This window comes from Stenotrophomonas sepilia (assembly GCF_003244875.1).
In the GTDB taxonomy this organism is placed as follows: domain Bacteria; phylum Pseudomonadota; class Gammaproteobacteria; order Xanthomonadales; family Xanthomonadaceae; genus Stenotrophomonas; species Stenotrophomonas sepilia.
In genome coordinates, this window is the sequence record NZ_LXXZ01000026.1 from 188,973 (window position 1) to 209,252 (window position 20,280).

19 protein-coding genes and 4 tRNA genes are annotated in these 20,280 nt (G+C 67.7%); 3 read left to right on the plus strand and 20 right to left on the minus strand.

What is annotated here, in order from left to right; all coding sequences use genetic code 11:
* Window positions 1-63 precede the first annotated feature (63 nt).
* From A7X97_RS03290 to A7X97_RS03355, 14 genes are all read right to left on the minus strand, one after another.
* Window positions 64-1,170 (minus strand): NAD(P)/FAD-dependent oxidoreductase, encoded by a 1,107-nt coding sequence (locus A7X97_RS03290; protein WP_088497724.1) that lies wholly within the window; start codon window positions 1,168-1,170, stop codon window positions 64-66.
* Between the two features lie 227 nt (window positions 1,171-1,397).
* Window positions 1,398-1,473, minus strand: a tRNA-Gly gene (locus A7X97_RS03295).
* 235 nt (window positions 1,474-1,708) lie between these two features.
* A complete protein-coding gene (gene pgsA, locus A7X97_RS03300) occupies window positions 1,709-2,335 on the minus strand; it encodes a CDP-diacylglycerol--glycerol-3-phosphate 3-phosphatidyltransferase (protein ID WP_005412825.1) in 627 nt (208 codons plus the stop codon).
* Window positions 2,336-2,353: 18 nt separating this feature from the next.
* Window positions 2,354-4,198 (minus strand): excinuclease ABC subunit UvrC, encoded by a 1,845-nt coding sequence (uvrC, locus tag A7X97_RS03305; protein WP_088497723.1) that lies wholly within the window; start codon window positions 4,196-4,198, stop codon window positions 2,354-2,356.
* Entirely contained in the window at window positions 4,195-5,607 is a 1,413-nt protein-coding gene (locus tag A7X97_RS03310; protein ID WP_053500512.1) for a hypothetical protein, read from the minus strand. The genes uvrC and A7X97_RS03310 overlap by 4 nt, the downstream gene beginning before the upstream one ends.
* Window positions 5,604-6,092, minus strand: coding sequence for a low molecular weight protein-tyrosine-phosphatase (locus tag A7X97_RS03315; RefSeq protein ID WP_072166737.1), 489 nt, complete (start codon window positions 6,090-6,092; stop codon window positions 5,604-5,606). The genes A7X97_RS03310 and A7X97_RS03315 overlap by 4 nt, the downstream gene beginning before the upstream one ends.
* Entirely contained in the window at window positions 6,089-6,862 is a 774-nt protein-coding gene (kdsB, locus tag A7X97_RS03320) for a 3-deoxy-manno-octulosonate cytidylyltransferase (protein ID WP_088497722.1), read from the minus strand. The genes A7X97_RS03315 and kdsB overlap by 4 nt, the downstream gene beginning before the upstream one ends.
* Before the next feature lie 75 nt (window positions 6,863-6,937).
* A complete protein-coding gene (gene lpxK, locus A7X97_RS03325; protein ID WP_072166738.1) occupies window positions 6,938-7,957 on the minus strand; it encodes a tetraacyldisaccharide 4'-kinase in 1,020 nt (339 codons plus the stop codon).
* Window positions 7,957-9,705, minus strand: a complete 1,749-nt coding sequence (gene msbA, locus A7X97_RS03330) for a lipid A export permease/ATP-binding protein MsbA (RefSeq protein WP_049438204.1) — start codon at window positions 9,703-9,705, stop codon at window positions 7,957-7,959. The genes lpxK and msbA overlap by 1 nt, the downstream gene beginning before the upstream one ends.
* Window positions 9,702-10,124 (minus strand): ExbD/TolR family protein, encoded by a 423-nt coding sequence (locus A7X97_RS03335; RefSeq protein WP_005415977.1) that lies wholly within the window; start codon window positions 10,122-10,124, stop codon window positions 9,702-9,704. The genes msbA and A7X97_RS03335 overlap by 4 nt, the downstream gene beginning before the upstream one ends.
* 3 nt (window positions 10,125-10,127) lie before the next feature.
* Complete coding sequence (locus A7X97_RS03340) at window positions 10,128-10,790, minus strand: MotA/TolQ/ExbB proton channel family protein (RefSeq protein WP_061478482.1); 663 nt, start codon at window positions 10,788-10,790, stop codon at window positions 10,128-10,130.
* Between the two features lie 3 nt (window positions 10,791-10,793).
* A complete protein-coding gene (locus tag A7X97_RS03345; protein ID WP_111007590.1) occupies window positions 10,794-13,193 on the minus strand; it encodes a DNA internalization-related competence protein ComEC/Rec2 in 2,400 nt (799 codons plus the stop codon).
* A 59-nt stretch (window positions 13,194-13,252) separates the two neighbouring features.
* Complete coding sequence (locus A7X97_RS03350) at window positions 13,253-14,596, minus strand: sensor histidine kinase (RefSeq protein WP_072166740.1); 1,344 nt, start codon at window positions 14,594-14,596, stop codon at window positions 13,253-13,255.
* 1 nt (window position 14,597) lies between these two features.
* Window positions 14,598-15,269 (minus strand): response regulator transcription factor, encoded by a 672-nt coding sequence (locus tag A7X97_RS03355; protein ID WP_111007591.1) that lies wholly within the window; start codon window positions 15,267-15,269, stop codon window positions 14,598-14,600.
* Window positions 15,270-15,445: 176 nt separating this feature from the next.
* On the opposite strand from A7X97_RS03355, the gene A7X97_RS03360 reads away from it, so the two are divergent.
* Window positions 15,446-15,730 (plus strand): hypothetical protein, encoded by a 285-nt coding sequence (locus tag A7X97_RS03360; protein WP_111007592.1) that lies wholly within the window; start codon window positions 15,446-15,448, stop codon window positions 15,728-15,730.
* A gap of 96 nt (window positions 15,731-15,826) precedes the next feature.
* Here the strand turns inward: A7X97_RS03360 and A7X97_RS21875 are convergent, their stop codons facing one another.
* Window positions 15,827-15,967 carry a hypothetical protein gene (locus A7X97_RS21875; RefSeq protein WP_005415970.1) on the minus strand — a complete coding sequence of 47 codons (141 nt, stop codon included), beginning with the start codon at window positions 15,965-15,967 and terminating at the stop codon, window positions 15,827-15,829.
* 182 nt (window positions 15,968-16,149) lie between these two features.
* Between A7X97_RS21875 and A7X97_RS03365 the strand changes: the two genes are divergently transcribed.
* Window positions 16,150-16,452, plus strand: a complete 303-nt coding sequence (locus tag A7X97_RS03365; RefSeq protein WP_088497720.1) for a hypothetical protein — start codon at window positions 16,150-16,152, stop codon at window positions 16,450-16,452.
* Window positions 16,453-16,578: 126 nt separating this feature from the next.
* On the opposite strand, the gene A7X97_RS03370 is transcribed toward A7X97_RS03365, so the two are convergent.
* The 3 genes from A7X97_RS03370 to uvrB all read right to left on the minus strand — a co-directional run bounded on the left by A7X97_RS03370 (window position 16,579) and on the right by uvrB (window position 18,957).
* A tRNA-Val gene (locus tag A7X97_RS03370) sits at window positions 16,579-16,653 on the minus strand.
* Window positions 16,654-16,751: 98 nt separating this feature from the next.
* Window positions 16,752-16,826: transfer RNA gene (locus A7X97_RS03375), tRNA-Val, on the minus strand.
* Window positions 16,827-16,932: 106 nt separating this feature from the next.
* Window positions 16,933-18,957 carry an excinuclease ABC subunit UvrB gene (gene uvrB, locus A7X97_RS03380; RefSeq protein ID WP_072166743.1) on the minus strand — a complete coding sequence of 675 codons (2,025 nt, stop codon included), beginning with the start codon at window positions 18,955-18,957 and terminating at the stop codon, window positions 16,933-16,935.
* A 92-nt stretch (window positions 18,958-19,049) separates the two neighbouring features.
* Here uvrB and A7X97_RS03385 point away from each other — a divergent pair, with 92 nt between their 5' ends.
* Window positions 19,050-19,622 carry a GspH/FimT family pseudopilin gene (locus tag A7X97_RS03385; protein ID WP_306341169.1) on the plus strand — a complete coding sequence of 191 codons (573 nt, stop codon included), beginning with the start codon at window positions 19,050-19,052 and terminating at the stop codon, window positions 19,620-19,622.
* A gap of 75 nt (window positions 19,623-19,697) precedes the next feature.
* Here the strand turns inward: A7X97_RS03385 and A7X97_RS03390 are convergent.
* Both A7X97_RS03390 and A7X97_RS03395 read right to left on the minus strand, forming a co-directional pair.
* Window positions 19,698-19,774, minus strand: a tRNA-Asn gene (locus tag A7X97_RS03390).
* 80 nt (window positions 19,775-19,854) lie between these two features.
* A complete protein-coding gene (locus tag A7X97_RS03395; protein ID WP_061478489.1) occupies window positions 19,855-20,277 on the minus strand; it encodes a type IV pilin protein in 423 nt (140 codons plus the stop codon).
* Between the last annotated feature and the right edge of the window lie 3 nt (window positions 20,278-20,280).

The following is a 20,280-nucleotide window of genomic DNA, read 5'->3' on the forward strand; positions in this document are numbered from 1 at the left end:
GTCTTATTTGCGCATTCAACTATATAAATACAGAATTCTGGAATTACACTTGCAAAGCGCGCGTCACGTGCGCAGGCCACGGCGGTGGAAGTAGACCTGCTCGGCAATGCGCCGCGTGGCCGCCGTGTGCAGCAGCGCGTTGAGCGGCCAGTCGGCCTGCAGATGATCCATTGCCCAGCGCAGCAGGCGCTTGCCATGGAACGCCGGCGCCACCTGCCGCGCCACCCGTTCCGCTTCCGGCCCCTGCCCACGCAGATGGCGGGCCATCGCCTCGCCGACCGCCCAGCCGTGCCGCCACGAGGAGTGGATGCCCCCTGCGGAGAGCGGCGAGACGATGCCCGCCGCGTCGCCGGTCAGGATCACGCGTTGGCCGGTGATCGGCCCATCCGGTCGGCCGCAGGGCACCAGGCCAGCGCGGGTGGCCGAGGGACGCGCAGATGGCGGGATGCCGACCACATCGCGCACATGCTCAAGGAAACCATCAATATCCAGCGGCCGCGCCTGTCGCGGATCATGACGCAGGGCCAGCCCGACCTGCAGGCCGGTCGGATTCTGCGCGACCCAGCCGATGTAGCCCGGTGCAAAGCGCTTGCTGAGGAAGCAATGCAACGCGTCGCCCTCTGTCACCTGCAGGCCGGCGAACTCACGCTCGACGCCGTAGAGGTTGTCACGCACCTGGCCAAGCCCGGTGCGCTGGGCAACGCGTGAGCGTGCGCCATCTGCGCCGACCAGATAGGCGCAGCGCCCTGTCCCTTCGACCTGCCAGCCGTCACCACAGCGGCGAGCGTCGGTGAAGGACTGCTGCAGGCGCAGGTCGACACCGTTCGCGCGCAGTTCGCTGGCCAGCCAGCGCATCACGTTCGGCGTATCGGTGGTGAGGAAGTAATAGCCCGGTGCGGCCAGCAATACGCTGCGCAGGTTCGGCGCATAGAGGCGCACGTTGGCGACCCGCTGCACCAGATGTTCGGGCATGCGCCCCAGCCAGGTCTGCTCCATCGCTTCCTTCACCACGATGCCGGTGGTGTGCAGGCGCTCGCCGGGGTCGGTCTTGCGTTCCAGCACGCAGACGCGCAAGCCGTATTGAGCAGCAGCCAACGCGCAGGCGGCACCGGCGAAGCTGGCGCCGACGATGACCACATCGTGGTCGTAGGCGGAGGGAGTTTGGGGCATGGCTGCATCGCCGTGGAGAATCGGAGATGCAGGTTCGCCAGCGCGGATGGTAGGGCGATGGGGTGTGGGTGAAGTCGGGATGAAGCGGTGGATTGTTGGCGAGGGATGGCGGATTTCAGACATCACCGGCATGCGTTCGCGTGCATCGGCGCAGGACGAAGACTGATTGCCGGCGGGACGACCGCAGAACGAAAAACGCCCCCTTCCGGGAGCGTTTTTCTTGAATCTGGAGCGGGAAACGAGACTCGAACTCGCGACCTCAACCTTGGCAAGGTTGCGCTCTACCAACTGAGCTATTCCCGCTTGGGAGGCGAAATTCTACCTGTTCTGGGAATGGCGTCAAGCGGTTTTTTCGAGGCCTGCGAGGCGCCTTGCACCGCGTATCCACGCATGGCGTGGATCTACTACAGCATCCCCGCAAACCGATAGATTCGCATCCTTCGTGGATGCAGCATTTCCAGTAGATCCACGCCATGCGTGGATGGGCGCATCAATGGGGTCAGAGCCCTTTCCTTCGGAAAGGGATACGACCCCGGGCTCAGTTGCCCAGCTTCTTCTGCCGTGCACGCTCGCGCGCGGCACGCTCGTCATCGCGCAGGCTCGGCCAGGCCGCGTGCAGGTACTGCAGGCCCGACCACAGGGTCAGCACGGCGGCAATCGCCAGGGTCCAGTCGCCGATGTGGAACACCGGCCAGCCCATCCAGATGTCTTCCACCGGCACGTTCGGTGCCACCGAATACAGCAGGCACAGCAGCGCGACCATCTGCGCGGTGGTCTTGATCTTGCCGATCATCGCCACGCGCACCTTGGCGCGCTGGCCCAGCTCGGCCATCCATTCGCGCAGCGCCGATACCGCGATCTCGCGGCCGACGATCACCGCCGCCCAGAATGCCATCCACGGCGTCGGATGGCCCTGCACGATCAGGAACAGCGCTACTGCCACCATCAGCTTGTCCGCAACCGGGTCGAGGAACGCGCCGAAGGCCGACTCCAGCTGGTAACGGCGTGCGATCCAGCCGTCGAGCCAGTCGGTGATCGCGGCCAGGCCGAAGATCGCCGCCGAAGCGAAGTTGGTCCAGGTGTAGGGCAGGTAGAACACCAGCACCAGCACCGGGATCATCACGATCCGCAACAACGTCAGCCAGGTGGGCAGGGTCAACTTCATGCTTGCGTGCTTCTCTCTCTACTCGGCCGCATCGGGCGTGGCCAACCCGTGCAGGTTAGCGTAGATACGTGCCGCGAGGGCGTCATTGATGCCTTCCACCTTGGCGATTTCCGCTTCACCAGCGGCTTTCAGGCCCACCAGGCCGCCGAAATGCTTGAGCAGGCTGGCGCGGCGGCGCGGCCCGATGCCGGGGATATCCTCCAGCTTGCTGGTCATCCGTGCCTTCTGGCGGCGCCCACGGTGGCCGGTGATGGCGAAGCGATGCGCCTCGTCGCGCACCTGCTGGATGAACTGCAGCGCCGGGTTGGCCGCGCCCGGGCGCAGCTCGCGGCCATCGGGCATCACCAGCGCTTCGTGGCCGGCGCGGCGCTCCACGCCCTTGGCCACGCCCACCAGCAGCACGCCTTCCACGCCCAGGTCGGCCAGTGCGGCCTGCGCCTGCGCCAGCTGGCCGGCGCCACCGTCGATCAGCAGCACGTCCGGCAGCACGCCCTGCTCTTCCACCGCGCGGCGGAAGCGGCGGTCGATGGCCTGGCGCATCGCGGCGTAGTCGTCGCCCGGCTCGATGCCGCTGATGTTGAAGCGGCGGTACTGCGCACGCACCGGGCCGGCCGCATCGAACACCACGCACGAGGCCACGGTAGCCTCGCCCAAGGTGTGGCTGATATCGAAACACTCGACCCGCTTGACCGGCTCGGCCAAGCCCAGCATCTCGCGCAGTGCGTCGCTGCGTGCGTGCTGTGCGTTGCGGCTGTTGAGCTCGGTGGCCAGGGTCAGCTGCGCGTTGCGGCTGGCCAGCTCCACATAGCCGGCGCGTTCACCGCGCACGTTCCACTTCAGCTGCACCTTGCGCTCGGCCGAGGCCGAGAGCGCGGCGACCAGCAGGTCGGCGTCGGGAATTTCGCGGTCCAGCAGGATCTCGCGCGGCGGCTCGAACTCGATGTAGTACTGCGAGACGAACGCGGCCAGCACTTCCTCCGGACTCTCCTCGCCGTTGGTGCGCGGGAAGAATGGGCGGGTGCCGAGGTTGCGGCCATCGCGGAAGGCCAGCAGCAGCACGCAGGCCTGCGAACCCTGCATGGCCACCGCCAGCACGTCCAGGTCGGCGGCGCGGCCGTCCACGTACTGGCGGGTCTGCATGCTGCGCAGCGAGGAGATCAGGTCGCGCAGGCGCGCGGCCTGCTCGAACTCCAGCGCCTCGCTGGCGGCCTGCATCTGCTCGCCCAGCTCGCGGGTCAGTTCGTCGCTCTTGCCTTCCAGGAACAGCGCAGCGCGGCGCACCGACTCGGCGTAGTCCGGCGCCGGCACCAGCTCCACGCAGGGCGCGCTGCAGCGGCCGATCTGGTATTGCAGGCACGGCCGCGAGCGGTTGCGGAACACGCTGTCCTCGCAACTGCGCAGCTTGAACAGCTTGTGCATCAGGTTCAGCGTTTCGCGCACTGCGGTCACGCCCGGATACGGCCCGAAATAGCGGCCGGGAATGGCGCGCGGGCCACGATGCAGGGCGATGCGCGGCCAGTCCTCGCGGGTCAGCAGCACATGCGGGTAGGTCTTGTCGTCGCGCAGCGAGACGTTGTAGCGCGGCGACAGCGACTTGATCAGCTGATTCTCCAGCAGCAACGCCTCGGCTTCCGAGCGCGTCACGGTCACGTCCATGCGCGTGATCTGCGAGATCATCGACATGATCCGCGCGTTCTTCGGGCTGCCGTTGAAATAGCTGCCGACGCGGTTGCGCAGCGCGCGCGCCTTGCCCACGTACAGCAGGGTGTCGTCGGCCGCGTACATGCGGTACACGCCGGGGGCAGTGCTGAGCTGGGCCGCGAAAGCCTTGCCGTCGAAGGCCGGGGCGGGAACGTCGGTCATTCGCTGATCGGGACTTCGCTGAGCACGCCGCTGTCGGGGTCGAATCGCAGCACGGCATGGGCGTCGGTCTCGGCGATCCACACCGCACCTGCGCCCACGGCCAGGCCAGCCGGGCCGTGCAGGCGGCGCGGCAGCGGCTGGGTGGTCAGTTCACCGCCGCCCAGGCGCAGCGTGCGCAGGCGACCGTTGCCGGTGTCGGCGATCCACAGCAGCGGGGCGTCCGCGCCCAGTGCGATCGCCTGCGGGAACTGCAGGCTGGCCTGCGCGCGCGGGCCGTCTTCACTGCCGAAGCGCCACGGCCCCTGCCCGACCAGTGTCTGCACCAGGTCACCACGCAGTTGCAGTGCACGGATCGAGGATCCCAACGCATCGGCGACGTACAGCACCTGCTGCACCACGGCCAGCGCGGTCGGTTGCGCGAAGGCAGCCAGATGGCCACTGCCATCACGCTCGTCGATGGAACCACTGCCGGCGCGCCATTGCAGGCTGCGCTGACCCAGGTGATAGCTCCAGATGCGGTTGTCGCCGGCCATCGCGATGTGCAGCTGATTGTCGGCGATGGCCAGGCCAACCGGATGGTCCAGCGAGACCTGCCGCGCCTGCGCGACCGGGCCTTCCACCGGCGCACCGGGTCGCCCGTTGCCGCACAACGTGTCGACGATGCCGGTCAGCAGGTTGATACGGCGCACCGCGTGGTTGCCGGTGTCGGCGACGTACAGCGAATCGCGCTCCAGCACCAACGCCTGCGGGCGGTGGAATGCCGCTTCGGCGAGGTTGCCGTCCATGAAATCGGCGGTGCCGAGGCCAAACTGGCGCAGGATGCGGCCGCCATGGCTGCATTCGAGAATGCGGTGATGGCCGCTGTCGGCGATGTACAGGCGTTCGGTGCTGACCGCCAGGCCCTGCGGGAAGCGCAGGGCCTGGCGCGGTTCCGGATGCAGTTCGCTGCCGCCACGCGGCGGCGCCGAAGGTGCACCCTGGCACAGCGCGTTCAAGGCGCGCTCCAGTTCACCGGGCGCGCCCTGCCCGACCAGCCGTTGCTGTTCGCGGCCCTGCGCGTCCAGCAGCACCATCGTCGGCCAGGCGGTAACGCCGAAGCGGCGCCAGCCATCCCAGTCGGCATCGAGCAGCACGGGCATGCTCAGGCCCTGACGGCGCAGCAGCTTCAGTGCGGCCGTGGCATCGCGTTCGAAATCAAAACGCGGCACCTGCAGCACCAGCGGCTGCAGCTTGCCCGGGTGGCGCGACATCCATTGACCGAACTCGGCCAGGCGTTGCGCACTCCAGGCGGAGGCCGCATTGACGAACAGCAGCGCGACCGGCCGGCCGCGCAGTTCGGTCAGGGTGCAGGGGGTGGCATTGAGCCAGGTGGCGAATTCGGGCAGGTCCGGGACGGGCTGGACGTTCATGACCTGATTATGCCGGAGTCGGCGCCATGCAACAGTCGTGCCACCGCACGTTTTGCAGCATCGTCGACCAGCGACCAGACCTGTTCGAAATGATCGCTGCCGCCGGTGTAGGGGTCAGGGATGGCTACCCGCCCCTGCCCGCCGGACCAGGGCAGGTACAACGCCAGCCGTTCACGCTGGGTCGCCGACGCCAGGCGCCCGGCATCACGCAGGTTGGTCTCGTCGGCACACAGGATCCAGTCGAAACGGTCGAAATCCACCGCCTGCAGCTGACGTGCGCGCAGGCCGCCAATGTCCACGCCGTGTCCGGCCGCGCAGGCGATCGCGCGGCGGTCCGGCGGCTCGCCCACGTGCCAGTCGCCCGTACCGGCCGAATCGACCTGCACCCGCCCGGCCAGCGGCGAGGCATCCAGGCGTGCGCGCAGCGCCCCTTCGGCCATCGGCGAACGGCAGATGTTGCCGAGGCAGACGACCAGCAGCCTCATCGCGCGGCCATCGCCTGCAGCAGCCCCTCGGCGCGCTCCAGGTCCTCGGGGGTATCGATGCCCGGCGGGAACGGCTCGGGCGAGATCGCCACGCTGATCGGGTAGCCCGCTTCCAGCACGCGCAGCTGCTCCAGCGATTCGACCTGCTCCAGCTGGCCCGGCGGCATCGCCGCGAACTGCTGCAGGAAGCCGGCGCGATAGCCATAGATGCCGATGTGGCGCAGCCAGTCGTGGCCGTCCGGCAGCGTGTCGCGGCTGCGTGCAAAGCCGTCGCGGTGCCAGGCGATCGGCGCGCGGCTGAAGTACATCGCCTCGTTGCGCACGTTGCGCACCAGCTTCACGACGTTCGGGTCGAACAGGGTGTGTGCGTCCTCGACGGTCGTGGCAAGAGTCGACATCGGCGCAGTGCCAGCGACCAACGCATCTGCCACCGCGCGGATGCCGGTCGCCGGCGCGAACGGTTCGTCGCCCTGCAGGTTGACCACCACCGTGTCATCGGCCCAGCCGGCAATGCGTGCGCACTCGGCCAGGCGATCGGTGCCCGAGGCATGCGTGGTCGCGGTCATCGCCACCTTCACCTCGGCCAACCCGGACAGTGCATCGGAAATGCGTGGGTCGTCGGTCGCCACCCAGACCTCGCGGGCACCGGCCTGCAGCGCGCGGCGCGCCACATGCAGCACCAGCGGCTCACCGCCCAGCGGGCGCAACGGCTTGCCCGGCAGCCGCGAGGCGGCAAAGCGGGCCGGAATGGCGACGACGAATTCGGTCATGCGGGCGGTTCTCGGCAGGCTCGTTACAACGGGAATGCGGCCAGCGGCGCGTGAATGCAAGCGCCGCGGCGCCGCTCAGTTCGGTCGCAGCTTGTCCAGGCGATCGGTCAGCGCCACCCAGAACGCGGCGGGCAACTCGGCGCGCAGCGGAACCGCGTAGTGCCAGTCGTTGCCGAACGCCCGGCATTTCACCGCATCCTTTTCGGTCATCAGTACCGGCAGCTGGCTGCCGAAGGACAAGTCCTGCGGCTGGTAGGCCTGGTGGTCGGCGAATGCATGCGGCACCACGCCGATCCCGCGCGCGCGCAGCATGTCGAAGAAGCGCTGTGGATGGGCGATGCCGGCCACCGCGTGCACGCGCTGGCCCTTGAAGTACGCCAGCGGGCGCGCGCGGCCACCGGCCAGCGGCTGCGCACTGTCGATGTGCAGGGCCATTGGCCACTGGCCGAAGCCACAGGCCTGCGCCGCAGTCTCCTCATCGGCCTGGCCGAGGTTGACCACGCGGAAATCGCACTCGCTGGCGCGGCTGACCGGCTCGCGCAACGGCCCTGCCGGAATCATCCGGCCATTGCCATAGCGACGCTGGGCATCGACCACTTCGATCTCGATGTCGCGCGCCAGCCGGTAGTGCTGCAAACCGTCGTCGCAGACGATCACATCGCAGCCGGCCTCGATCAGCGCCTTGCCCGCAGCAACCCGATCACTGTCCACGCGCACCGGTACGCCGGTCTTCCAGGCGATCAGCACCGGTTCGTCACCGCCCTTCGCGGTTGGCGTATCGGCCTGCACCCACAGCGGCTTGTCGGCGTCTTCGCGACCATAGCCGCGGCTGGCCACGCCCGGCTTCCAGCCGGCCGCACGCAGGCGTTCGACCAGCGCAATGGTCAGCGGCGTCTTGCCGGTACCGCCAGCCGTGATATTGCCGACCACGATGACCGGCACCGGCAGCGAATGGCGCTTGCGCCAGCCACGGCGATAGGCGCGCCGGCGCAGCGCGGTGACACCTGCGTACAGCGGCGCCAGCAGGCGCATCGCCCACGGAACCGGGGTGCCGTCATACCAGTACGGCGGGGTCTGGGTGCCCTTGCCGGCCATCAGTCCTGCCTTTCGCGGAACTGCATGCTGTGCAGATGCTGGTACAGACCGCCCAGTTCGAGCAGCTCCTTGTGCGTGCCGCGTTCAACGATGCGGCCATGATCCATGACCAGTACCTGGTCGGCATGCTCGATGGTCGACAGCCGGTGCGCAATGACCAGCGTGGTGCGTTCGGGCATCAGGCGCTGCAGCGCGTCCTGCACCAGGCGCTCGGATTCGTTGTCCAGCGCCGCAGTGGCTTCGTCGAGGATCAGGATCGGGGCGTCGCGCAGGATCGCGCGGGCAATGGCCAGGCGCTGGCGCTGGCCACCGGACAGCAGCGCGCCGTTCTCGCCCACCGGCGTCTGCAGCTGCTGCGGCATGCGTGCGATGAACTCCCACGCGTTGGCGGCTTCGGCCGCCGCGCGGATCTGCTCGTCGGTCGCTTCCATGCCATAGGCGATGTTGGCAGCGATGGTGTCATCGAACAGCATGACCTTCTGCCCGACCATTGCCACCTGCCGGCGCAGGTCGGCCAGCGGGTAGTCGTCCAGTGCCACGCCGTCGAGGGTGATGACACCGCCGCTGGGCTCGTAGAAGCGTGGCACCAGCCGGATCAGGCTGGTCTTGCCACTGCCGGAACGGCCGACAATGGCCGTCACCGTGCCTGGCCTGGCAACGAAGCTGATGTCGTCCAGGGCGATGCCGCTGTCCTCGCGGTAACGCAGCATGACGTGGTCGAACGCCAGTTCGCCCCGCACGCGCTGCACGCGTCGCTGCCCCTGGTCGCGCTCCACTGGCATGTCGAGGATGCCGAACAGGCGCTCGGCAGCGGACACACCGCGCGAAATCGAGGTCTGTACGCTGGTCAGGCGGCGCAGCGATGGAATGATGGCCATCATCGATGTCATCAGGCCCATGAACTGGCCGGCATTGAGCCGGCCGGCCAGGGCTTCGCGGGTCGACACCCAGACGATCACCGCCAGCGCCAGTGCGGCCAGGAACTGCACCACGCTGGAGGCGGCGGCGCGGGTGACCTCGACCTTCATGTTCAGCGCCAGCATGCGGTTGGCCAGGCGCGAGTAGCGCGAGATCTCATGTTGCTGGGTGCCGTGCACCTTCACTTCCTGCTGCGCGGCCAGCGACTGCTCGGCAGTCTGCGCCATGGTGCCCATGCCGTCCTGGATGCCACGGCTGATGCGGCGGTAGCGCTTGCCCACGTAGGACACGATGCCACCGATCAGCGGCACCACCAGCAGCATCGCCAGGGTGACCTTGACACTCATCTGCAGCATCACCGCCAGCATCGCGACGATGGTGAGGGTATCGGCCACCACGGTCTTCAGCGCGTCGGCGCTGGCCTGGGTGACCTGCTCGGTATCGAAGTTCAGGCGGCTGACCATCACCGGCGTCGCTTCGGTATCGAAGTGCGACGACGGCAGGTGCAGGTACTTCTGCAGCACCTGCTCACGCAGGTCGCGGACCACGCTGCGGCCGGTCTTGGCCAGCGTGTAGTCACTGACCCAGGTGGCCACGCTGCGCATCAGGAACAGTCCGAGGATGGTGAGCGGCAGCACCACGGCCGCGCGCGGCTGCGGGTCGACGAAACCTTCGTTGACCAGCGGCTCCATCAGCTTGGTGAAGTGGTAGCCGGCCAGGGCCTCGACCACCATGGCGATGACCGCGCCCACCATGAACACCCAGTAGGTGCGGGTGTAGCCCAGCAGACGTTTGTAGATCGGCCACACCGGCGCGTGATGGGAACTCATGGACGCACCTCTGGCGCAGTTGCAATGGCGATACGACGGAAACCGAGTTGACCGAGCGCGTCCTGCGCGGTCACCACGGCCTGGTAGGGAGTGCGTGCGTCGGCGCGCAGCAGCACGGGCTGGCTGCGGTCACTGCCGGCCACGGACGCGATGGTCTGCTTGACCGACTCGACGTCGCTGCGCAGCACTTCCTGGTCATTGATGAAATAACGGCCTTCGGCGTTGATCAGCACGCTGAGCGAACGCGGCGGCTCGTTGTTGGGCTGCTGGCTGGCGGTAGGCAGCTGCACCTGCAGCGTCGAGCGCGCATCGAAAGTGGTGGTGACCACGAAGAAGATGATCAGCACCAGGATGACGTCGATCAGCGGGACCAGATCGATATGCGGTTCATCCTGGGAGCGGTCATTGCCGATACGCATCGATCAGGCCTTCGCCGCAGCGGCGTTGGCCGGTCGCGCCGGCGCGACCGGGTTCATCACCCCGGGGCGACCGTCGAGCGTGTCCAGCAGGGCACTGGCTTCCTGCTCCATTTCCACCACGTAGCCGTGGATGCGGCCCTTGAAGTAGCGATGGAACATCAGTGCCGGAATGGCCACGATCATGCCCGTGGCGGTGCACACCAGCGCCTTGCCGATACCGCCGGCCAGCTGGTTCACGTCGCCCACCCCATGGTCGAGGATGCCCAGGAACATCTGGATCATGCCGATCACGGTGCCCAGCAGGCCCAGCAGCGGGCCGGCCGAGGCAATGGTGCCCAGCGCGTTGAGGAAACGTTCCATGCGGTGCACCAGGTGGCGGCCGGTGTCCTCGATGCGCTCGCGGATCTGGTCGCGCGGACGATTGCGGGCTTCCAGCGCGGCCGCCAGCAATGCCCCCAGCGGCGAGTTGGCACGCAGGGTCTGCAGGTGCGCCGGGTCAAGCTTGCCGCGTGCGGCCCAGTTGCGCACTTCCTGGCCGAGGCCGGGCGGCAGCACTTCAGTCCGCCGCAGGGACCAGAAACGCTCCAGGATGATCGCCAAAGCCAGTACGCCCAACAGCAGCAGCGGCACCATCGGCCAGCCACCGGCCTTGACCAGTTCCCACACGTTTCAACCCTCCGGCCCAACGGCCGCTTGTTTGATCGGCGATAGGATAACAGCCGACCGCGCCCGCCCAGCGGCATCCCACCACCGGGATGCATGGATACGCTGTTCACGCAGCTGCAGCCCTTGTGCGCCAAGCCATACGCGGATCGCCCCGGACTCCGCAGTGGACACCACCTCGGCTCCCTGCGCCTGCCAGCGCCGGACCACGTCCCGGCGCGGGTGGCCGAAGCGGTTCTGGTGCCCGGCCGAAACCAGCGCCAGCCGGGCTGACACCGCCGCCACCCAGGGCGCGCTGGAGCTGCCGCCGCTGCCATGGTGCGGCACCAGCACCACATCCGCCTTCAGCGCCGCCGGAGACGCCCGCAGCAGCGCCTGTTCGGCCGGGCGGCCGATGTCCCCGGGCAACAGGACCCCACCATGCGCGCTGGCCACGCGCAGCACGCAGCTGTCCTCGTTTCCGGCCCGCTGGCTGCCGGCATCGGGGTGCAGCACCTGGAAGTCGACGCCGTCCCAGCGCCAGCGCAGGCCGCGCTGGCAGCGCCCGGCCCCGGCGATCGCGCTGCCCGGCGGCGCCAACAGGGGCAGCTCCGGCAACTGAAGGCGCAGGCTCGGCAGGTTGTCGGCATGATCGAGATCGTCGTGACTGATCAGCACGCGGTCGGGCCGTGCCTGCCCCAGCGCCCGCAATGACGGAACCAGGACCCGCTCACTGCCCTCACCCCCGATCGGCGGTCCCACGTCGTACCAGAGCGCATGCCGTGCGGTACGCAGCAACACCGCCGTGCCCTGCCCGACGTCGTGCACCAGCAGCTCCAGCTCCCCCTCGGCCGGCCGCTCGCGCAATGGCCACAGCAGCGGCAGGCACAGCAGGAGGCCAGCCAGCCCGCCCCCGGCACCGCGTGGCAGCAGCCACCAGAACACGCCCAGCAGCGCCGCCGGCACTGCCCAGGCCGGTGCCTCGGCCAACCACCACATCGCCTGTGGATGCGCCGCCAGTGGCTGCAGGGCCTGCCAGCTGGTTTCGAACAACCACGCCGCTGCACGCCACGCCCAGCACCCGGCGCCGTCATGCAGCACCTGCAGGGCGGTGCCCAGCAGCGACAAGGGCACCACCAGCAATGTCCACCACGGGATGACCGGCAGGTTCACCAGCGGCCCCAGCCAGGCGGTGCCACCGAACAAAGCGATGCCCAGCGGCAACAGGCCGACGCTGGCCACCCCCTGTGCGGCCAGGAACCCGCGCAGGTTGGCGACCACCCCACGCGGACGTCCCTGCGGCAGGCACCAGACCAGCCACAGGACGCCGCCGAAGCTGAGCCAGAAGCCCGCGGACAGCACTGACAGGGGCGCCGGCAGCAGCAGCGCCAGCGCCGCCAGGGCAAGCCCCTGCACGAGACCCAGTGGGCGCCGCCCGCTACGCGCCAGCGCCACCAGCCCGATCATCAGTGCGGTGCGCACGGTCGGCAATTCACCGCCGGCCAGCACCGCATAGCCCGCTGCGGACAGGGCGGCAGCGCAGGCCGCCGCCTGGGGGCGTGGCCAATGCCGGGCCAGCAGCGGACACAGCCACCACAGCCCTCGGCACAGCAACGCCCCCAGTCCCGCCACCACCCCGACATGGAACCCGGAAATGGCCACCAGATGGGTCAGGCCCAGCGCCCGCAACTGATCCCAATCGGCGTCGGACAGGCCACGCGTATCGCCCAGGGCAAGCGCCTGCACGAAGCGCGCAGCTGGATGGGCCACCTGCGCGGCGATGGCGGCGCTGGTGCGTTCACGCCATGCCGGCAGGCCATGCGCGGCCTGAAGCTCGCACGCGCTGGCCGGCGCCCGCACCGTGCCGTTGCCGGACACGCCGCGCAGCAGCGCATGGCGTTCACCGTCGAAACCACCGGGATTGATCCGCGAACGCGGCGCACGCACGCGCAGGGCCAGATGCCACTGCGCGCCGGCCAGGACCTGATGGCGCCCACGCCCGGCGTCGGTGCCATCAGCGGCACGCCAGGCATCGTTCCACGTGACCTGCAGGCGCTTGCCGCGCAGCGATGGCAGTTCGCTGCTCTCGCTGACCTGCAGCAGGAAGCGGGTGTGCGCGGCTCCATGGTCCGGCAGATCGATGACCCGTCCACTGACCACCACATCCCGTGCTGGCTGGCCTGGCGGTAGCTGTTCCTGCATTGCCCAGTGCCCGTGCATCGCCGTCCATCCGGCGCCCAGCAGCACGACCGCGGGCAGGCGCCCCCGCCAACGCAGGCCCCACCCCGCCATGCCAAGCACGATCATCACCATGCAGCCCCACAGCGGCGGCAGCTGTGGCAGCTGCACGCAGGCCAGCGCCCCCAGTGCCAGCGCCGCAGCGGCGCCACTGCCCAGCAAGGGAGAAGGGGAACGCTCGACGGCCATGGGTCCAGCCTGCCGCTACCGGCGGCAGGTTGCCTATCGGGACTTGCCCCGCAAACGCGTCAGCGCCGGACGCTGCCGCGATGGAAATTGACCCGGAAGCTTGCGCCGCCTCCCGCAGCCTCACCGACACTGACCGAGCCACCGTGGTGCTGCACGATCTCCTTCACCAGGTGCAGGCCCAGGCCACTGCCGCTGCCCGCCGCGCGCAGGCGATGGAACGGCTCAAAGATCGCCTCGCGGTCGCCCACTGGAATGCCCGCGCCCTGATCGCTGACCTCCAGCAAGCCGCGCGCATCCAACCGCACGCAGATGGTGCCACGGCCACCACCATGCACGATCGCGTTGTGCACCAGGTTGGCAATCACCCGCCCCAGCGCCAGACTGTCGCCGTGGATCCACACCGGCGATTCCGGCGCGTCCACTTCGAATCCATAGCCGGCGCCGACCACCAACGGCGCCAGGTCCGCGGCGGCCTCACGCACCAGCAGCGCCAGGTCCAGCTGCTGCAATGCGCCGACATTGCGGTCAAGGCGCTGCAGATCGAGCAGGTGCTCGGCAACATTGCCCAGCCGCGCCACGTCGGTCAGCAACTGCGATTTCAACTCACCCTGTGGCAGCTGCGCCAGGCGCGCCTGCACCACGGCGATCGGCACGCGCAGCTCGTGCGCCGCGTCGGCGAGGAACTTGTCGCGCGCGGCGTAGCCCTGCTGCACCTTGTCGATGGCATCGTTGAACGCTTCCACCAGCGGCGCCACTTCCGTGGAGACCAGCCGCGCATCCAGCCGAGCACCGGGCTGGCCGATGTCCAGTTCCTTGGCCTGCTGCGCAGAACGGCGCACACCGCGCATGGCACGGTGGATCACAGTCGGCATCACCAGCAGGGTGACCACGATCAGTGGCAGGAAGAACCACAGGCCGATCAGGCGCAGCACCATCAGCGCGCCATCCAGCAGCCCGCCCTTGGGCGCGCCACCGACCATCACGGTGATGCGGCGCCCGTCCTCGTTGCGGATCATCACCCGCGCCACGTCCAGGTAAGGGGGCACCAGCGAGCCCAGTTCCGTGGCGCCCACGGTCGGCAGCCGCGCCAGCATCGGCGCGTGGATCGCTGGGATGGTGCCGCGCTCCAGCCACATGCCCTTGTCATCCACCGCGGCGAACCAGAGATTTCCCCCGGCGTTGGCATCGAGCTTGTCCCAGCGCGCCTGGTCCAGCACCAGGCGGCCGCCTTCGCTGTGCACCGCCTTGGCCACCGCCTCGGCAACGAACATGTCCATGCCCCAGGAGTCCTTGTCACCCCAGGTCAGGATCAACGCGACCACCGCGAACAGTACGGTGAAGGCCTGTGCCAGGAACAGGCGCCAAGCCAGGCCAAGGGTGATCGAACGGATCGGACGGGCCATCTCAGGCCTCCGCCAGCAGGTAGCCGACGCCGCGGATCACGTGGATCTCCACCCCCGCCCCGGCCTGCTGCAGCGCTTTGCGCAGCTTGGAGATATGCGCATCGAGCGCATTGGACTGGATCTCATCATCGAACCCGTACACTGCAGCCTCCAGGGCACTGCGGGTCACCGTGCGGCCCTGCCGCATCGCCAACGCCTGCAGCACCAGCACCTGCCGACGTGGCAATGCCAGGGGCTGGCCCTCCACCTGTGCCTGCAGCGATTCGAGATCGAACTCGAGCCGCCCCAGCCGCAGGCTCGGCGTCACCATCGCCGAAGGCCTGCGCGATACCGCGCGGATGCGTGCCATCAGTTCCTCGATCGCCACCGGCTTGACCAGATAGTCATCGGCGCCGACGTCCAGGCCTTCGACCTTGTCCGACAGCGTCCCCTTGGCGGTGAGCATGATCACCGCCAGGTTCGGCCGCAGCGCACGCGCCGACGCGACGAATCCAGCACCATCGCCATCGGGCAACTGTCGATCGAGCAGCAGCAGCTGGTGCACCGGTTCGCGCAACGCGAGCGCGGCCTCGGCCAGGCTGCCGACCACGTCGGCGACCACGCCCTGCCGCTCCAGGCCCGATTGCAGGGCGCGGGACAGATCAGGATCGTCTTCGACCAGGAGGATGCGCATCAGGGACTCGTCAACCGGAAACGCTGCCGATCATAGTGCCTGGGGCCATGGTTTTGCGCCCATGCATGCCAGCGGTTGCAGGCGCAATGTTCTGACAATGTTGCCCCTTCAGCATGCGCAGCCATCACCCGCAATGTGGCCGAACGATGCTGTCGCTGCCCCTGACAAGGACCCCCATGGCCTCCGTCTCCCCCACCGCAGAAGCCCACGCGATCCTGCGTGCACCGGACCTGGACAGCGCAGAACGCGCCTATCTGGGACTGATGCCCGACCTTGAACATGTGAATGCACTGGCCCGCCGTGCAGTGAGCCTGTCACGCGTTGCCGACGCGGCACGCGGCTATGCGTTGTCGATGACTCTGGTCGGACTGCGCCTGCAGGAGCTGGAAATGGGCGAGCCAACGGCCAGGGAACATCGCCAGGCCACCCTGCGCAGCCTGCGCCAGGCCTTCAGCGCCTGACAGCACCCGCACAGGCACTGCCGCCGCACCGGCGGCAGCGGGAGTGATCGGGTCAGCAGGACCCGCCACCCGGCAGGCCTGGCGCGGCAGCGTCATTCAGCGCAGCGTGGTCCACGCCAGCAGCGCGCTCAGGATTGCGACCCAGATCACTGCCTTGAACGTGCCTTCCAGCATGTTGCCGCCGAACAGGCGTTCCAGGAGCGGATTGGGCCTGGACACCGGGACGTGATCACTCATGCGGCAGCTCCTTGCAGTAATGGCGCGTTTGCGCAGCAGCGCCGAGTCTACGCCTGCGCGGCCCGGATTCATCGCCATCTGCCTGCCTTTGGCGGCCCAATTCCCGCCTTCGTCGCAGGCCGGCTGCGATGCCCGGCCGACCCTGCCAGCCTGCACGCACTTTCCCGCTGGAGCACCGTGCCATGCCGATGCTTGCCCTGATCCTGCTGTTCTCCAGCCTGTTCGGCGACGGCTGCGGGCCCACCGAGGATGCCCTGCGCAGCCAGATCCTGCGCACCGAGAATCGGCAGGCCATGCATGAAGCGCAGCCCCTTCAGCTCTATCACCTGCGCCAGGACCGCGTGCTGCGGCTGGGCAGCCAGCAATCGCCAGACGACACTGGCGCCAGCCCTCATCCGGCACGGGCCCCGGTACGTGTGGCGCAGCTGTGGGAACGCGTCGACGGCCAGTGGCGCATCCAGCGTTCGATCAGCATTACCCACTGATTTCATGCCAATGAACCGGCACGGATGCAGCTTCGCGGGAACGCCAGGCTCGCCGGAACGAAAAAAGCCGGCCCCGGGGCCGGCTTTCATCGTTTCCACCGCTTCACCGGCAACGCCGGGAGCAGGTGGTGGGCGGTACAGGGTTCGAACCTGTGACCCCTACCATGTCAAGGTAGTGCTCTACCGCTGAGCTAACCGCCCATCTTGTTCTTGCCGCCCGAAGGCTGGCCTTGCTACGTAAAAACCCGGCGCCAGGGCCGGGCTTTGCAGTTCACGACAACCCTCTTCCGAGGGTTTCGTGGTGGGCGGTACAGGGTTCGAACCTGTGACCCCTACCATGTCAAGGTAGTGCTCTACCGCTGAGCTAACCGCCCGTTTTGCTTCTGCATTTCTGCGATTGCGTCGGTGCAGGCCGCGTATATTACGGATGCGGGCCGTGAAGCGCAATACTTTTGTGAAGATGATGCTGCACTGCCACGTTCAGCCCAGGCTGGCTTCCTTCAGCTGCCGGATCTGGTCACGCACCCGTGCGGCATCCTCGAATTCCAGGTCCTTGGCGTGCTGGTACATCTGCTGTTCCAGCGCCTTGAGACGGGTCGCCAGCTGCGCCGGAGACAGCGAACGATAGTCGGCCGCTTCTTCGGCCACACCCGCCCGGCCCTTGCCCTTACCCTTCTTGGCTTCCTTCTCGGCGGCATCCGAACGCGCGCCTTCAAGGACATCGACGATCGGGCGCGCCACCGAGCGCGGCACGATGCCATGTTCTTCGTTGTACTCGACCTGCTTGGCACGGCGCCGGTCGGTCTCATCGATCGCCGCCTGCATCGAGCGGGTGATCTTGTCGGCGTACAGGATCGCCTTGCCGCGCACGTTGCGTGCGGCGCGGCCGATGGTCTGGATCAGCGAGCCGGTGGATCGCAGGAAGCCTTCCTTGTCGGCATCGAGGATCGCCACCAGCGATACCTCGGGCATGTCCAGGCCCTCGCGCAGCAGGTTGATGCCGACCAGCACGTCGAACTTGCCCAGGCGCAGGTCGCGGATGATCTCCACGCGCTCGACCGTATCCACGTCCGAGTGCAGGTAGCGCACGCGGATACCGTGTTCGGTGAGGTACTCGGTGAGGTTTTCAGCCATGCGCTTGGTCAGCGTGGTGACCAGCACGCGGTCGCCCGCCTTGATGCGCGCGTTGGCCTCGCTCATCAGGTCGTCGACCTGGGTGCCGACCGGCCGGATCTCCACCACCGGGTCGATCAGGCCAGTCGGGCGCACCACCAGTTCGGTGATCTCGTCACCGGCTTCACGCAGTTCATAGGGCCCGGGCGTGGCCGACACGTAGATGCTGCGCGGGCACCGCTCCTCCCATTCCTCGAAGCGCAGCGGGCGGTTGTCCAGCGCCGACGGCAGGCGGAAACCGAACTCAACCAGGGTTTCCTTGCGCGAGCGGTCACCCTTGAACATGGCGCCGATCTGCGGAATGGTCACATGCGATTCGTCGATCACCAGCAGCGCATCCGGCGGCAGGTAGTCGAACAGGGTCGGTGGCGGCTCGCCGGCATTCTTGCCGGTCAGGTGCCGGGAGTAGTTCTCGATGCCGTTGCAGTAACCGACCTCGGCCATCATCTCCAGGTCGAACTGCGTGCGCTGCGCCAGGCGCTGCGCCTCCACCAGCTTGTTCTGCGCGTAGAGCTGCTCCAGCCGCTCCTTCAGCTCTACCTTGATCGTCTCGATCGCCGCCAGCACGCGCTCGCGAGTGGTCGCATAGTGGGTCTTCGGGTAGACCGTGAAGCGCTGCATGTTGCGCAGCGTCTCGCCGGTCAGCGGGTCGAACAGGGTGATCTTCTCGACCTCGCCATCGAACAGTTCAAGGCGCAGTGCTTCGCTGTCCGACTCGGCCGGGAACACGTCGATCACTTCGCCGCGCACGCGGAAGGTACCGCGCTGCAGCTCGTACTCATTGCGCGTGTACTGCAGCTGGGTCAGGTGGTTGATCAGGTCGCGCTGGTCGATGCGCTCGCCCTTGGACAGGATCAGGCGCAGTGAAAGGTAGTCTTCCGGCGCACCCAGGCCATAGATCGCGGACACCGTGGCCACCACGATCGCGTCCGGGCGCGACAGCAGGGTCTTGGTCGCGGCCAGCCGCATCTGCTCGATGTGTTCGTTGATCGAACTGTCCTTCTCGATGAAGGTGTCCGACGACGGCACGTAGGCTTCGGGCTGGTAGTAGTCGTAATAGCTGACGAAATACTCCACCGCGTTGTGCGGGAAGAACGCCTTGAATTCGCCATACAGCTGCGCCGCCAGCGTCTTGTTCGGCGCCATGATCAGCGTCGGCTTCTGAATGTTCTGGATGACGTTGGCGATGGTGTAGGTCTTGCCCGAGCCGGTCACGCCCAGCAGGGTCTGCTTGGCGATGCCGGCCTCGAAGTTGCTGGTCAGCTTCGCGATGGCGTTGGGCTGGTCGCCCGCCGGCGAATACGGCGAGACAAGTTCAAAACTGTCGCTCATGGTGTTGCCAGTTCCCGGGAAGGGTGAGTATACGGGGCGAGGAGTGACGGCCGGCTGAGGGGTTGCCGGGCAGACCGCTACGGGGATTCCCGATGGCGGCCGCACAGCCGGGCGCGGAGGCTGGATGCATGCGCACTCACCGCTCTTCCGGTTGCGCCGCGTCGCGCGGCATGCACCTGATCGAAATCCTGGTCGTCACGGCGGTACTGGCCGTGCTGCTGGCCGCCGGCTGGCCCTCGCTGCAGGCGCTGCTGCTGCACCAGCGCGCGGAAGCCACCCGGTTCAGCCTGCAGGCCGCCCTGGCAACGGCACGCACCCAGGCCATCATGCGTCGCGAACTGATCGGCCTCTGCGCCAGCGCGGACGGCCAGCGCTGCGGGGACGACTGGAGCCAGGGCTGGATTGCCTACCGGGCCGCAGGCGCATGGCAGCCCCCATCCACGGCCGATGCCATTGTCCTGCATCAGGGCGGCCGTCCGGACGTCACGATCAATGCCGCCAGCAACAGCGGGCGACCGCAACTCTATTTCCAGCCGGATGGCCGCAGCCCCGGCAGCAACCTGACGCTGCGCGTCTGCGTGAGGGGGCGCGAGCACGCGCGGATCATTGTCAGCAACAGTGGGCGGATGCGTTCGTCCACCACGCGGACTGGACAAGCCTGTTGAAACGACGCCCCTGCGCTCTCAAGCAGGCAACAAAAAAGACCTGCGAAAGTCCGCAAGCCTTTGATGTGTAACGTCTGGCGCCCGAAGTTGGACTCGAACCAACGACCCCCTGATTAACAGTCAAGTGCTCTAACCGGCTGAGCTATTCGGGCGGGGACGCGCATTGTAATCACGTCGAACAGGGAGTGCAACACTCCCGTTCACATGCTTGCATTCTCTGTTTGCGGCAGTGTCACCAGCACTCGGACAGCGTGGTCTTGGCGGTCTTCACGTTGGCCTGGTTGAGCGTCAGGTTTCCACACTTGTCCTTCGCCTGCGCGTTGACCGCGGTGGCGGTGAAGGTGAATGTCGACTGCGCGGTCTGCATGGACAGAGTGTAGGCCGCCGTGCCGCCCTCGCGCGGGGAGTTGATCGAATCGGCGTTGCCCGGGAACTTGAAACCGACATAGGTGTTGTTGACCGTGTGGAAGCGCTCGGCCAACTGTGCGTATTCGACCAGGTCGGCCTTAGCCTGGGCCCGTCGCGACTTGCGCACATGTTCGCTGTAGTTCGGGTAGGCGATCGCGGCGAGGATTGCCACGACCGCCACCACGATCATCAGCTCGATCAGGGTGAAACCGCGGGCCAGGCGACCCGCCGCGAAAGATTGGCGCATTGC